Below are 13,729 nucleotides of genomic sequence, written 5' to 3' on the forward strand. Positions count from 1 at the left end.
GGAGTTTTCGTATCTGCGCCAACGAAACGTTTGTCGGGAGCCTGGAACTTGGTGGTTTTTGCCCAGTCCTAGGCAAGGCAAAGGGCGAACATAGCCCGCATTGGATGAAAGCCAGGAGGTACATGTGAACAAGTCGATGCTCGTCGGGGCCGTTCTGGGTGCCGTAGGCGTGACCGCAGGTGGCGCGGTAGCCACCTATAGCCTGGTGGATCGCGGTCCCGACTACGCCGAGGTCGTCGCTGTCCAGCCGGTCAAGGAAACCATCAAGACGCCGCGCCAGGTCTGCAAGGACGTGGCCGTGACCCGCCAGCGTCCGGTCAAGGACCAGCACCAGATCGCCGGTACCGCCATCGGTGCGGTGGTCGGCGGCTTGCTGGGCAACCAGATCGGCGGCGGTACCGGCAAGAAGATCGCCACCGTGGCCGGCGCCGTCGGCGGCGGCTACGCCGGCAACAAGGTGCAGGAAGGCATGCAGGAGCGTGACACCTACACCACCACCGAAACCCGCTGCAGCACCGTGCACGACAGCAGCGAGAAGGTCGTCGGCTATGACGTGAAGTACATGCTCGACGGCAAGGCCGGGCAGATCCGCATGGAGCGCGATCCGGGCAGCCAGATCCCGGTCGACAAGAATGGCCGGCTGATCCTCAGCCAGGGCGAAACGCTGCGCTGAGCCTGACTGTCGCAATGATGCACAAGGGCGCCCGCGGGCGCCCTTGTGCATTTTCATGGAGATGAAAAACCCGGCGCCAGGCCGGGTTCTTCGTCAGCGGCGGATCAGCGCTTCAGCGACGGCGGCAGGTGCGGCTGGATGGTGGTCAGCAGTGCCTTGAAGCATTTGGTGTTGCCGGCGACGATGTGACCCTTCTCGAGGAATTCGTGGCTGCCGGTGAAGTCGCTCACCAGGCCGCCGGCTTCCTGTACCAGCAGGGCGCCTGCCGCCATGTCCCATTCGGACAGGCCGAATTCCCAGAAGGCGTCGTAGCGTCCGGCGGCGACGTAGGCCAGGTCCAGACTGGCGGCGCCGGCGCGGCGGATGCCGGCGGTCTGGCCGACCAGGCTGCGGAACATGTTCAGGTAGTTGTCGAGATTGTCGATCTGGTTGTCGCGGAACGGGAACCCGGTGCCGAGCAGGGCGCCTTCCAGGCTCTTGCGGCCGCTGACGCGCAGGCGGCGACCGTTGAGGGCGGCGCCGCGACCGCGGCTGGCGGTGAATTCTTCCTGGCGTACCGGGTCGAGGACCACGGCGTGCTCCAGGCGGCCCTTGTACTTGCAGGCGATGCTCACGGCGAAGTGCGGTACGCCATGGATGAAGTTGGTGGTGCCGTCCAGCGGATCGATCACCCAGAGGTAATCGGCGCCCTCGCCGCTGCCTTCGATGAAGCCGCCTTCCTCGCCCATGATCGCGTGAGTCGGATAGGCCTTGCGCAGCGCGGCGACGATGGTCTGCTCGGCGGCGCGATCGACTTCGGTGACGTAGTCCTTGGCATCCTTCTCGTTGACCGAGATGACATCCAGGCGTTCGATGGAGCGGAAAATCAGTTCACCGGCGCTGCGAGCGGCGCGCAGGGCGATATTCAGCATAGGCTGCATGGAGAGGTCACCTGGGTCGTTAAAGAAAGCCGGCCATTCTAGCAGAAACCGATGGCGTTTGAAGGGCGACCTGTCGGCCGCATGGTATAAAGCTGACCTCTGCTGTAGGATTTCACACCCTTCAGTAACTTGGCGTTGGAGAGCATCGGCGTTGCTCGACCGTATTCGTGTGGTGTTGGTCAACACCAGTCATCCCGGCAACATCGGCGGGGCGGCCCGTGCCATGAAGAACATGGGCCTGTCGCAACTGGTGCTGGTGCAGCCGGAAAGCTTTCCCCACGGCGACGCGGTGGCGCGGGCTTCCGGCGCCACCGACATCCTCGACGCCGCAAGGGTGGTGGACACCCTGGAAGAGGCCCTGAGCGGCTGCAGCGTGGTGCTCGGCACCAGCGCCCGCGACCGGCGGATTCCCTGGCCGCTGCTGGATCCGCGCGAGTGCGCGACGACCTGCCTGGAGCACCTGGAGGCGAATGGCGAGGTGGCCCTGGTATTCGGGCGCGAATATGCGGGTTTGACCAACGAAGAATTGCAGCGCTGCCAGTTCCATGTGCATATCCCCTCCGATCCCGAGTTCGGCTCGCTGAACCTGGCGGCCGCGGTCCAGGTGCTCACCTACGAGGTGCGCATGGCGTGGCTGGCGGCCCAGGGCAAGCCGACCAAGATGGAAAAGTTCGAGTCCACCTCGATGCTCAACACCGAGCTGGTGACGGCCGACGAGCTGGAACTCTATTACGCGCATCTGGAGAGGACGCTGATCGATATCGGCTTCCTCGATCCGGAGAAGCCGCGCCACCTGATGTCGCGGTTGCGGCGCCTGTATGGGCGCAGCGCGATCAGCAAGCTGGAAATGAATATCCTGCGCGGGATCCTGACCGAAACCCAGAAGGTGGCCCGAGGCCTGTCCTACAAGCGGAGTGACGACTGATGTTCGAACGTGTGCGTGAAGATATCCAAAGCGTATTCCACCGTGATCCGGCGGCTCGCAACGCACTCGAGGTCCTCACCTGTTATCCGGGCCTGCACGCCGTCTGGCTGCATCGGCTGGCCCACGGCTTGTGGACGTCCGGCTGGAAGTGGCTGGCGCGCCTGGTGTCCAATTTCGGCCGCTGGATGACCGGCATCGAGATCCACCCGGGGGCCAGGATCGGCCGGCGCTTCTTCATCGACCACGGCATGGGCATCGTCATCGGCGAAACCGCCGAGATCGGCGACGACGTCACCCTCTATCAGGGCGTTACCCTGGGCGGCACCACCTGGAACAAGGGCAAGCGCCACCCCACCCTCGGCAACAACGTAGTGGTCGGTGCCGGTGCCAAGGTGCTCGGCCCGTTCACCGTCGGCGAGGGCGCCAAGGTCGGCTCCAACGCCGTGGTGACCAAGGAAGTCCCGCCGGGTGCCACCGTGGTCGGCATTCCCGGGCGGATCATCATGCGCGAGGACTCCGAGCAGCAGGCCAAGCGCCAGGCGATGGCGGAGAAGCTCGGCTTCGATGCCTATGGGGTCAGCCAGGACATGCCGGACCCGGTGGCGCGTGCCATTGGTCAGTTGCTCGATCACCTGCAGGCCGTCGACGGCCGGCTCGAGGGCATGTGCCAGGCGCTCACCGCCCTGGGTAGCGACTACTGCGCGAAGGACCTGCCGGTATTGCGCGAGGAAGATTTCGCCGGAGTCAAGGACGAGGACGGCAATCCGGCCGCGTAATGCGCGGCCGGCGGCTTTCTGCTAGCATGTAGCGCCCTGAATTTGCCTAATCCTGAGTAATTTGATCGGTCTTATAGTTGACCTAATTACTCGGATAAGAGCATAATCCGCGTCAACCCCGAATGATCCCGATGGGAAAAGCCCATGCGTCTGACCACCAAAGGCCGCTACGCCGTAACCGCCATGCTCGACCTGGCGCTGCATGCTCAGCAAGGTCCGGTCTCGCTGGCCGATATCTCCGAACGCCAAGGCATTTCCCTGTCCTATCTCGAACAGCTGTTCGCCAAGTTGCGCCGTGGCAACCTGGTGACCAGCGTGCGCGGCCCGGGCGGCGGCTACCAGCTGTCCCGCCATATGTCGGGCATCCATGTGGCGCAGGTGATCGACGCGGTCAACGAATCCGTCGACGCGACCCGCTGCCAGGGGCAGGGCGATTGCCACTCCGGCGATACCTGTCTGACCCACCACCTGTGGTGCGACCTCAGTTTGCAGATCCATGAGTTCCTCAGCGGCATCAGCCTGGCCGATCTGGTCAGCCGCCAGGAGGTCCAGGAGGTCGCGCTGCGCCAGGACGAACGCCGTTGCTCAGGCAAGACGCCTCGTCTCGACAAGATTGAAGCGTCCGCCATCGACTGAGCAGGGCGCCAGCCTGTAGGAGTTACCTGATGAAATTGCCGATCTACCTCGATTACTCCGCGACCACTCCCGTCGATCCCCGCGTCGCCCAGAAAATGAGCGAATGCCTGCTGATGGACGGCAACTTCGGCAACCCAGCTTCGCGTTCCCACGTGTTCGGCTGGAAAGCCGAAGAAGCCGTGGAGAACGCCCGTCGCCAGGTGGCCGAACTGGTCAACGCCGATCCCCGCGAGATCGTCTGGACCTCCGGCGCCACCGAGTCCGACAACCTGGCGATCAAGGGCGTCGCGCACTTCTACTCGGGCAAGGGCAAGCACATCATCACCTCGAAGATCGAGCACAAGGCGGTCCTCGACACCTGTCGCCAGCTGGAGCGCGAAGGTTTCGAAGTGACCTACCTGGAGCCGGGCGAAGATGGCCTGATCACTCCGGCTCTGGTCGAGGCGGCGCTGCGTGACGACACCATCCTGGTCTCGGTCATGCACGTGAACAACGAGATCGGCACCGTCAACGACATCGCCGCCATCGGCGAGCTGACCCGCTCCCGCGGCGTGCTGTTCCACGTCGACGCCGCACAGTCGACCGGCAAGGTCGAGATCGACCTGGACAAGCTCAAGGTCGACCTGATGTCCTTCTCCGCGCACAAGACCTACGGCCCGAAAGGCATTGGCGCGCTCTACGTCCGGCGCAAGCCGCGCGTCCGCATCGAGGGTCAGATGCACGGTGGCGGCCATGAGCGCGGCATGCGTTCCGGCACCCTGGCCACCCACCAGATCGTCGGCATGGGCGAGGCGTTCCGCATCGCCAAGGAAGAAATGGCCCAGGAGAACGCCCGCGTGCTGGCGCTCCGCGACCGCTTCTTCGCGCAGATCGACGGCCTGGAAGAGCTCTACATCAACGGCAGCATGACCTCCCGCGTCCCGCACAACCTCAACGTCAGCTTCAACTACGTCGAGGGCGAGTCGCTGATCATGGCGCTCAAGGACCTCGCGGTCTCCTCCGGTTCGGCCTGTACCTCGGCGTCCCTGGAACCGTCCTACGTATTGCGCGCCCTGGGCCGCAACGACGAACTGGCGCATAGCTCCATCCGCTTCACCTTCGGTCGCTTCACCACCGAGGAAGAGATCGACTATGCCGCGAAGAAGGTGGTCGAGGCCGTTTCCAAGCTGCGCGAACTGTCGCCGCTGTGGGATATGTACAAAGAGGGCGTCGACCTGTCCCAGGTCGAATGGCAGGCGCACTGAGCGCCTCGTGCCCCGGAAAAACGTGAGGATTAGCCATGGCATATAGCGAAAAGGTCATCGACCACTACGAAAACCCGCGCAACGTCGGCAAGCTCGACGCTGCCGATCCCAACGTCGGCACCGGCATGGTCGGCGCGCCGGCCTGCGGCGACGTGATGCGCCTGCAGATCAAGGTCAACGAGCAGGGCGTGATCGAAGACGCCAAGTTCAAGACCTACGGTTGCGGTTCCGCGATCGCCTCCAGCTCCCTCGCCACCGAGTGGATGAAGGGCAAGACCCTGGACGAGGCGGAAACCATCAAGAACACCACCATCGCCGAAGAGCTGGCCCTGCCGCCGGTGAAGATCCACTGCTCCGTTCTCGCCGAAGACGCCATCAAGGCCGCCGTTCGCGACTACAAGCAGAAGAAGGGTTTGCTCTAAGCCGCTCGTGACGAGTAAGGAGTTGCAATGGCCATCAGCATGACCGAAGCCGCCGCCAAACACGTGCAGCGCTCCCTCGAGGGGCGCGGCAAGGGCGAGGGTATCCGTCTTGGCGTGCGCACCACTGGCTGTTCCGGGCTTGCCTATGTCCTCGAATTCGTCGATGAACTGGCGGCCGAGGACCTGGTCTTCGAGAGCCATGGCGTGAAGGTCATCATCGACCCGAAAAGCCTGGTCTATCTCGATGGCACCGAGCTGGACTTCACTCGCGAAGGGCTCAACGAAGGCTTCAAGTTCAACAATCCCAACGTTCGTGGCGAATGCGGCTGCGGCGAAAGCTTCAACGTCTGAGGCCGGCGTGGGTAAACCCTGTCATTTCGCCCAGTTCGACCTGCAACCGGCTTTCCTGGTCGATCTCGACGAGCTCGGCCAGCGCTATCGCGAGTTGGTGCGCAGCGTCCATCCCGACCGTTTCGCCGACGCTCCCGAGCGCGAGCAGCGTCTCGCCCTGGAACGCGCGGCGCAACTGAACGAGGCCTACCAGACCCTGAAGAGCGCTCCACGCCGGGCCCTGTACCTGTTGACCCTGAGTGGTCACGAGTTGCCCTTGGAGGCTACGGTGCAGGATCCGGAGTTTCTCCTGCAGCAGATGCAACTGCGCGAGGAACTGGAGGAGTTGCAGGACAGCGCCGACCTGGCCGGCGTGGCGACCTTCAAGCGTCGGCTCAAGGCCGCCCAGGCCGAGCTGGAGCGTGAGTTCGCCGCGTGCTGGGACGATGCGCAGCGCCGCGAAGAGGCCGAACGCCTGGTCCGTCGCATGCAGTTCCTCGACAAGCTCGCGCAGGAAGTGCGCCAGCTGGAAGAGCGACTCGACGATTAATCCCTGCGGCCCCCGGGCCGCACCCCATAGTTAAGACAGAGCATGGCCCTACTGCAGATCGCCGAGCCCGGTCAGAGTCCCAAGCCCCATGAGCGTCGCCTGGCGGTTGGGATCGACCTGGGTACCACCAATTCGCTGGTCGCCGCGGTGCGTAGCGGCGTCGCCGAGCCCTTGCCGGATGCGCAGGGACGCCTGATCCTGCCTTCCGCGGTGCGTTATCACGCCGAGCGGGCGGAAGTGGGCGAGAGCGCCCGCGCGGCCGCCGCGGAGGATCCCTTCAATACCGTCATTTCGGTCAAGCGCCTGATGGGGCGCGGCCTGGAGGACGTCAAGCAACTGGGCGAGCAATTGCCCTACCGCTTCCGCCAGGGCGAGTCGCACATGCCCTTCATCGAGACCGTACAGGGGTTGAAGAGTCCTGTGGAAGTCTCGGCGGACATCCTGCGTGAGCTGCGCCAGCGCGCCGAAACCACCCTCGGTGGCGAGCTGGTGGGTGCGGTGATCACTGTGCCGGCCTATTTCGACGACGCCCAGCGCCAGGCTACCAAGGATGCCGCGCGCCTGGCCGGACTGAACGTCCTGCGCCTGCTCAACGAGCCGACCGCCGCCGCCGTGGCCTACGGCCTGGACAAGGGCGCGGAAGGCCTGGTGGCCATCTATGACCTGGGTGGCGGAACCTTCGACATTTCCATCCTGCGCCTGACCCGCGGTGTCTTCGAAGTCCTGGCCACCGGCGGCGATACGGCCCTGGGTGGCGACGACTTCGACCATGCCATCGCTGGCTGGGTGATCGAGCAGGCTGGCCTTTCTGCCGATCTGGACCCGGGCAGCCAGCGGCAGTTGCTGCAAATCGCCTGTGCGGCCAAGGAGCGTCTTACCGACGAGGCGTCGGTCCGGGTCGCCTATGGCGACTGGAGCGGCGAGCTGAGCCGGGCGACGCTCGACGAGTTGATCGAGCCGTTCGTCGCTCGCAGCCTGAAGTCCTGCCGCCGAGCGGTGCGCGACTCCGGTGTCGATCTGGAAGAAATCCGCTCGGTGGTGATGGTCGGCGGCTCGACCCGCGTGCCCCGTGTGCGCACGGCGGTTGGCGAGTTGTTCGGCTGCGAGCCGCTGACCGATATCGATCCGGACCAGGTGGTCGCCATCGGCGCGGCCATCCAGGCCGATGCCCTGGCCGGCAACAAGCGCGGCGAGGAATTGCTGCTGCTGGACGTCATTCCGCTGTCGCTCGGCCTGGAAACCATGGGCGGGCTGATGGAGAAGGTGATTCCGCGCAATACCACCATCCCGGTGGCGCGCGCCCAGGAGTTCACCACCTACAAGGACGGCCAGACGGCCATGATGATCCACGTGCTGCAGGGCGAGCGCGAGCTGGTGAAGGATTGTCGTTCGCTGGCGCGCTTCGAGCTGCGCGGCATTCCGCCGATGGTGGCGGGCGCGGCGAAAATCCGGGTGACCTTCCAGGTCGACGCCGACGGCTTGCTCGGCGTGTCCGCACGCGAACTGAGTTCCGGCGTCGAGGCCAGCATCCAGGTCAAGCCGTCCTATGGGCTGACCGACGGCGAGATCGCGCGGATGCTCAAGGACTCCTTCGACTACGCCGGCGACGACAAGGCTGCCCGCGCCCTGCGCGAACAGCAGGTCGAGGCGCAGCGGCTGCTGGAGGCCGTGCAGTCGGCGCTGGACGTCGACGGCGAGCGGCTCCTGGACGAAGAGGAGCGCCTGGCCATCGCGGCGCAGATGGACACCTTGCGTGAACTGGCCGGTGGTAGCGACACCGCGGCCATCGAGAACCAGATCAAGCGCCTGTCCCAGGTGACCGACGCTTTCGCCGCGCGGCGGATGGACGCGACCGTCAAGGCCGCGCTCTCCGGCCGCCGGCTCAACGAAATCGAGGAATAAGCGAAGATGCCGCAGATCGTGATTCTGCCCCATGCCGATCACTGCCCCGAGGGGGCGGTATTCGAGGCGAAGCCCGGCGAAACCATCCTGGATGCCGCGTTGCGCAATGGCATCGAGATCGAGCATGCCTGTGAGAAATCCTGCGCCTGCACGACCTGCCACGTAATCGTCCGCGAAGGCCTCGACTCCATGGAGCCGTCCGACGAACTCGAAGACGACATGCTGGACAAGGCCTGGGGCCTGGAGCCCGATTCGCGGCTATCCTGCCAGGCAGTGGTGGCCGACGAAGACCTGGTGGTCGAGATTCCCAAGTACACCATCAACCAGGTGTCGGAAGGCCACTGAGCCCGGCGGTAGAGAGGAGCGTGCAATGAGCCTGAAATGGACCGATGTGCTGGAAATCGCCATCCAGCTCGACGAAAGCAAGCCGGAGGTCGATCCGCGATACGTCAACTTCGTCGATCTGCGGCGCTGGGTGGTGGAACTTCCAGAGTTCTCCGACGATCCTCAGCGTAGCGGGGAGAAAGTCCTGGAGGCCATCCAGGCCGCCTGGATCGAGGAACGGGACTAGCCATAGGCCCGCCCTACGCATTTGCCGGGAACCCGCGTATAATTCGCGGGTTTTATTTTAGGTAAGGCCTGAAATCGCCCGCGGGCGCATTCCAGGCTAGGCGCGCCGGGCCCGATGCCAGGCGCAGCCACGCTGATTCCGGCCCTTTCGGGCCGTTTTCGTCAGCGTCCTGAACGAATCACGGCGTCCCGCCCCGCTGGCGGGGCCGCCCATGCTAGACAACCTTGTTTCGGAGTTTTACCAATGGCACTGCAACGCACCCTGTCCATCATCAAGCCGGACGCCGTTTCCAAGAACGTGATCGGCGAAATCCTGACCCGCTTCGAGAAAGCCGGCCTGCGCGTCGTCGCCGCTAAAATGGTTCAGCTGTCCGAGCGTGAAGCCGGCGGCTTCTATGCCGAGCACAAAGAGCGTCCGTTCTTCAAGGACCTGGTTTCCTTCATGACTTCCGGTCCGGTTGTAGTCCAGGTCCTGGAAGGCGAGGACGCCATCGCCAAGAACCGCGAGCTGATGGGCGCCACCGATCCGAAGAAAGCCGACGCCGGTACCATCCGCGCCGACTTCGCCGTCTCCATCGACGAGAACGCCGTCCACGGTTCCGATTCCGAAGCTTCCGCCGCTCGCGAGATCGCCTACTTCTTCGCGGCTACCGAAGTCTGCGAGCGCATTCGCTGATCGAGCGTGGGTGAGGGTGAAGCCATGACAACGACCACCGCCGGCAAGGTGAACCTGCTGGGCCTGACCCAGCCGCAGCTGGAACAGTTCTTCGAGTCCATCGGCGAGAAGCGTTTCCGGGCCGGCCAGGTCATGAAGTGGATTCACCACTTTGGCGTCGACGATTTCGACGCCATGACCAACGTCGGCAAGGCCTTGCGCGAAAAGCTCAAGGCCTCAGCCGAGATACGCGGTCCCGAGATCGTCAGCCAGGACATCTCCGCCGACGGCACCCGCAAGTGGGTGGTCCGGGTGGCGTCCGGCAGTTGCGTCGAGACCGTGTACATCCCCCAGGGCGGACGCGGCACCCTGTGCGTGTCCTCCCAGGCGGGCTGCGCCCTGGATTGCAGTTTCTGCTCCACCGGCAAGCAGGGTTTCAACAGCGACCTCACCGCCGCCGAGGTGATCGGCCAGGTGTGGATCGCCAACAAGTCGTTCGGTACCGTTCCGGCCAAGATCGACCGCGCCATCACCAATGTCGTGATGATGGGCATGGGCGAGCCGCTGCTGAACTTCGACAACGTGGTCGCCGCCATGAACATCATGATGGACGACCTCGGCTACGGTATTTCCAAGCGCAAGGTGACCCTGTCCACCTCCGGCGTGGTGCCGATGATCGACAAGCTCGGCGAGGTGATCGACGTGTCCCTGGCCCTGTCGCTGCACGCACCGAACGACGAGTTGCGCAACAAGCTGGTGCCGATCAACAAGAAGTATCCGCTGGGCATGCTGCTGGATGCCTGCCGCCGGTATATTTCCCGGCTCGGCGAGAAGCGCGTGCTGACCGTCGAGTACACCCTGCTCAAGGATGTCAACGATCAGCCCGAGCATGCTGAGCAGATGATCGCATTGCTGAAAGACACGCCTTGCAAGATCAACCTGATTCCGTTTAATCCATTCCCGCACTCCGGCTACGAGCGCCCGAGCAACAATGCCATCCGGCGTTTCCAGGACATGTTGCACAAGGGCGGCTTCAACGTGACCGTGCGTACCACCCGCGGCGACGACATCGACGCAGCCTGTGGCCAGCTGGTCGGCCAGGTCATGGATCGTACCCGCCGGAGCGAACGTTATATTGCCGTGCGCCAACTGGCCGAGTCCGAGTCGGCGGCGAATCGAAATTGAGTGAGAGGAGGGTTCCGATGACTGTACGCGCCGCGCTGGTGTTCCTGTTGGCAGTTGGGCTGACAGGCTGCGTGACGAGCGGAGATCAGAATCCCCTGAAAACCGACAAGGGCCGTGACGAGGCGCGCGATGCCTATATCCAGCTCGGCCTCGGCTATCTCCAGCGGGGGAACACCGAGCAGGCCAAGGTGCCGCTGCGCAAGGCCCTCGAGATCGACCCTTCCAGCGCCGACGCGCATGCCGCGCTGGCGGTGGTATTCCAGACCGAGATGGAGCCCAAGCTGGCCGACGAGGAGTACCGCAAGGCGCTCGCCAGCGATAGCCGCAATGCCCGGGTACTGAACAACTACGGCGGTTTCCTCTACGAGCAGAAGCGCTACGAGGAGGCCTATCAGCGTCTCCTGGAGGCCAGCCAGGACACCCTCTATCCCGAGCGCTCGCGGGTCTTCGAGAACCTCGGCCTGGTTTCGCTGCAAATGAAGAAACCGGCCCAGGCCAAGGAGTACTTCGAGAAATCCCTGCGTCTGAACCGTAACCAGCCCAGCGTCGCGCTGGAGATGGCCGACCTGCTCTACAAGGAGCGCGAGTACGTGCCGGCTCGCCAGTACTATGATCTCTTTGCCCAGGGCGGCGGGCAGAACGCCCGCAGCCTGTTGCTGGGCATTCGTCTCGCGAAGGTCTTCGAGGACCGCGACACGGCCGCCAGCTATGGCCTGCAGTTGAAACGCCTGTACCCAGGCTCTCCCGAATATCAGGAATTCCAGGCGGAAAAATGATGAAAGCGCCGCAGCCCGAAGTCGTAGCCACCGCTTCCCGTCAGAACCCCGGGGAAACCCTGCGCCAGGCGCGCGAGCAGAAGGGCTTGTCGTTGTCGCAGGTGGCCGGGCAACTGAACCTGACCGAGAATTCGCTGCGTCAGCTGGAAAACGGCGCGTTCGACAAGCTGCCGGGGCACACCTTCTCGCGCGGCTACATCCGCGCCTACGCCAAGCTCATGGGCCTCGACCAGGCCGAGCTGGTCAACAGCTTCGACCATTTCACCGGCACCAATGCCAGCGGCAGCACCGTACAGAGCCTGGGACGGGTCGCCGAGCCGGTGCGCCTGTCGCGCAACGTGCTGCGTATCGTCAGTCTGTTACTGCTCGCCCTGCTGATCGGCTTCGGCTACTTCTGGTGGCAGGAGCATTCCGCGCGCACGCCGGAAACCGCCGGTCTGAGCCTTGAGCATGTCGAAGTGGAAAGCGCCGACGGCACCACCGAGATCCATACCCTGGACGAGCCTGAAGACCAGGCGGTGATCGAAGCGCAGAAGGAAGGCGAGCAAGCGCCCGCCGAGGTTTCTCCGGAAGTCGCTGCCCAGGCCGAGGGAGCGCCGCCGGTGGCGAGCGAGGGCGCGCAGGTTCCCGCCGCTCCGGCCCAGGGCACCCCCGCCGCACCCCAGCAGCCCGTTACCGCCGCGCCTGCCGGCACGGCTCCCGCTCCCGGTACTGCTCCAGCCGTTCCAGCGACGGCCAGTCCGGCCGCCCCGCCAGCGCCGAGCGAACCTGCCGCCGCGCCCGTGGTGGCCGGCGAGGGCCAGGGGGTGGTCAAGGTACAGTTCGTCGCCGATTGCTGGACCCAGGTCACCGACGCCAACGGCAAGGTCCTGGTCAGCGCGCTGAAGCGCAAGGGCGACAGCCTGGAACTGGCCGGCAAGGCCCCGCTGGAGCTGCGCCTCGGTTTCGCTCGCGGCGCCCAGGTCAGCTACAACGGCCAGCCGGTGGACGTGACCCCCTTCGTCCGCGGCGAAACGGCCCGTCTGAAGGTAGGACAATGAGCATTCATAGCGCTTCTCCGATCATTCGCCGCAAGTCTCGGAAAATCTGGGTCGGCAACGTCCCGGTGGGCGGCGATGCGCCGATCGCCGTGCAGAGCATGACCAACACCGAGACCTGCGACGTCGCTGCCACCGTCGCGCAGATCCGCCGCCTGGAAGATGCCGGCGCGGACATCGTGCGGGTTTCCGTCCCCGACATGGACGCCGCCGAGGCATTCGGCAAGATCAAGCAGCAGGTCAACGTGCCGCTGGTCGCCGACATCCACTTCGACTATCGCATCGCCCTGCGCGTCGCCGAGCTGGGAGTGGACTGCCTGCGCATCAATCCGGGCAACATCGGTCGCGAGGACCGGGTCAAGGCCGTGGTCGATGCCGCGCGCGAGCGCAACATCCCGATCCGTATCGGCGTCAATGCCGGTTCGCTGGAAAAGGACCTGCAGAAGAAATACGGCGAACCGACCCCGGAAGCCCTGCTCGAATCGGCCATGCGCCACGTCGATCATCTCGACAAGCTGGACTTCCAGAACTTCAAGGTCAGCGTCAAGGCCTCCGACGTCTTCATGGCCGTCGCCGCCTATCGCCTGCTGGCCAGGCAGATCGAGCAACCCCTGCACCTGGGCATCACCGAGGCCGGCGGCCTGCGCTCCGGCACGGTGAAGTCGGCGGTGGGGCTGGGCATGCTCCTGGCCGAGGGAATCGGCGACACCATCCGGATTTCCCTGGCTGCCGATCCGGTCGAGGAGATCAAGGTCGGTTTCGACATCCTCAAGTCCCTGCACCTGCGCTCCCGTGGCATCAACTTCATCGCCTGCCCGAGCTGTTCGCGGCAGAACTTCGACGTGGTGAAGACCATGAACGAGCTGGAAGGGCGCCTGGAGGACCTGCTGGTGCCGATGGACGTGGCCGTGATCGGTTGCGTCGTCAACGGTCCGGGCGAAGCCAAGGAGGCCCATGTCGGCCTCACCGGCGGCACTCCGAACCTGGTGTATATCGACGGCAAGCCGTCGCAGAAACTGACCAACGACAACCTGGTGGACGAGCTGGAACGGCTGATCCGCCAGAAGGCGGCCGAGAAGGCCGAGGCCGATGCGAGCCTGATCGCCCGCGGCTGACCCGTTTAAGGAC

17 protein-coding genes are annotated in these 13,729 nt (G+C 64.6%); 16 read left to right on the forward strand and 1 reads right to left on the reverse strand.

Annotated elements, in window-relative coordinates; translation table 11 throughout:
- Window positions 1-124: 124 nt before the first annotated feature.
- A complete protein-coding gene (locus ACTJJX_RS08390; RefSeq protein ID WP_003092848.1) occupies window positions 125-673 on the forward strand; it encodes a glycine zipper 2TM domain-containing protein in 549 nt (182 codons plus the stop codon).
- A gap of 104 nt (window positions 674-777) precedes the next feature.
- Here ACTJJX_RS08390 and suhB read toward each other — a convergent pair whose 3' ends face one another.
- Entirely contained in the window at window positions 778-1,593 is an 816-nt protein-coding gene (gene suhB / locus ACTJJX_RS08395) for a type III secretion system regulator SuhB (protein ID WP_003092845.1), read from the reverse strand.
- Between the two features lie 151 nt (window positions 1,594-1,744).
- Between suhB and trmJ the strand changes: the two genes are divergently transcribed.
- From trmJ to ispG, 15 genes are all read left to right on the forward strand, one after another.
- Entirely contained in the window at window positions 1,745-2,518 is a 774-nt protein-coding gene (trmJ, locus tag ACTJJX_RS08400; protein WP_003092842.1) for a tRNA (cytosine(32)/uridine(32)-2'-O)-methyltransferase TrmJ, read from the forward strand.
- On the forward strand, window positions 2,518-3,294 hold the full coding sequence (gene cysE / locus ACTJJX_RS08405) for a serine O-acetyltransferase (RefSeq protein ID WP_003100615.1): 777 nt from the start codon (window positions 2,518-2,520) through the stop codon (window positions 3,292-3,294). The genes trmJ and cysE overlap by 1 nt, the downstream gene beginning before the upstream one ends.
- Before the next feature lie 144 nt (window positions 3,295-3,438).
- Window positions 3,439-3,930 (forward strand): Fe-S cluster assembly transcriptional regulator IscR, encoded by a 492-nt coding sequence (iscR, locus tag ACTJJX_RS08410; RefSeq protein ID WP_003092836.1) that lies wholly within the window; start codon window positions 3,439-3,441, stop codon window positions 3,928-3,930.
- Window positions 3,931-3,959: 29 nt separating this feature from the next.
- Complete coding sequence (locus ACTJJX_RS08415; RefSeq protein WP_003092832.1) at window positions 3,960-5,174, forward strand: IscS subfamily cysteine desulfurase; 1,215 nt, start codon at window positions 3,960-3,962, stop codon at window positions 5,172-5,174.
- Between the two features lie 35 nt (window positions 5,175-5,209).
- Window positions 5,210-5,596, forward strand: a complete 387-nt coding sequence (gene iscU / locus ACTJJX_RS08420) for a Fe-S cluster assembly scaffold IscU (RefSeq protein ID WP_003092829.1) — start codon at window positions 5,210-5,212, stop codon at window positions 5,594-5,596.
- Between the two features lie 27 nt (window positions 5,597-5,623).
- Window positions 5,624-5,947, forward strand: a complete 324-nt coding sequence (gene iscA, locus ACTJJX_RS08425; protein ID WP_003100617.1) for an iron-sulfur cluster assembly protein IscA — start codon at window positions 5,624-5,626, stop codon at window positions 5,945-5,947.
- 7 nt (window positions 5,948-5,954) lie between these two features.
- On the forward strand, window positions 5,955-6,476 hold the full coding sequence (gene hscB, locus ACTJJX_RS08430) for a co-chaperone HscB (protein WP_003092824.1): 522 nt from the start codon (window positions 5,955-5,957) through the stop codon (window positions 6,474-6,476).
- A gap of 42 nt (window positions 6,477-6,518) precedes the next feature.
- Complete coding sequence (gene hscA, locus ACTJJX_RS08435; protein WP_003100622.1) at window positions 6,519-8,378, forward strand: Fe-S protein assembly chaperone HscA; 1,860 nt, start codon at window positions 6,519-6,521, stop codon at window positions 8,376-8,378.
- 6 nt (window positions 8,379-8,384) lie between these two features.
- Complete coding sequence (gene fdx / locus ACTJJX_RS08440; protein ID WP_003092818.1) at window positions 8,385-8,723, forward strand: ISC system 2Fe-2S type ferredoxin; 339 nt, start codon at window positions 8,385-8,387, stop codon at window positions 8,721-8,723.
- Window positions 8,724-8,748: 25 nt separating this feature from the next.
- Window positions 8,749-8,949: a Fe-S cluster assembly protein IscX gene (iscX, locus tag ACTJJX_RS08445; protein WP_003092814.1), complete on the forward strand. Its 201-nt coding sequence runs from the start codon at window positions 8,749-8,751 to the stop codon at window positions 8,947-8,949.
- A 243-nt stretch (window positions 8,950-9,192) separates the two neighbouring features.
- Entirely contained in the window at window positions 9,193-9,624 is a 432-nt protein-coding gene (ndk, locus tag ACTJJX_RS08450) for a nucleoside-diphosphate kinase (RefSeq protein WP_003092811.1), read from the forward strand.
- Window positions 9,625-9,648: 24 nt separating this feature from the next.
- Window positions 9,649-10,788 carry a 23S rRNA (adenine(2503)-C(2))-methyltransferase RlmN gene (rlmN, locus tag ACTJJX_RS08455; protein WP_003092809.1) on the forward strand — a complete coding sequence of 380 codons (1,140 nt, stop codon included), beginning with the start codon at window positions 9,649-9,651 and terminating at the stop codon, window positions 10,786-10,788.
- Between the two features lie 17 nt (window positions 10,789-10,805).
- Window positions 10,806-11,564, forward strand: coding sequence for a type 4a pilus biogenesis protein PilF (pilF, locus tag ACTJJX_RS08460; RefSeq protein WP_003092804.1), 759 nt, complete (start codon window positions 10,806-10,808; stop codon window positions 11,562-11,564).
- Window positions 11,561-12,604: a RodZ domain-containing protein gene (locus tag ACTJJX_RS08465; protein ID WP_003115257.1), complete on the forward strand. Its 1,044-nt coding sequence runs from the start codon at window positions 11,561-11,563 to the stop codon at window positions 12,602-12,604. Before pilF ends, ACTJJX_RS08465 begins: the two co-directional genes overlap by 4 nt.
- Window positions 12,601-13,716, forward strand: coding sequence for a flavodoxin-dependent (E)-4-hydroxy-3-methylbut-2-enyl-diphosphate synthase (ispG, locus tag ACTJJX_RS08470; protein WP_003092800.1), 1,116 nt, complete (start codon window positions 12,601-12,603; stop codon window positions 13,714-13,716). Before ACTJJX_RS08465 ends, ispG begins: the two co-directional genes overlap by 4 nt.
- The last annotated feature ends 13 nt before the right edge of the window (window positions 13,717-13,729 follow it).

It is taken from the genome of Pseudomonas sp. 22490 (genome assembly GCF_052044465.1).
In the GTDB taxonomy this organism is placed as follows: domain Bacteria; phylum Pseudomonadota; class Gammaproteobacteria; order Pseudomonadales; family Pseudomonadaceae; genus Pseudomonas; species Pseudomonas aeruginosa.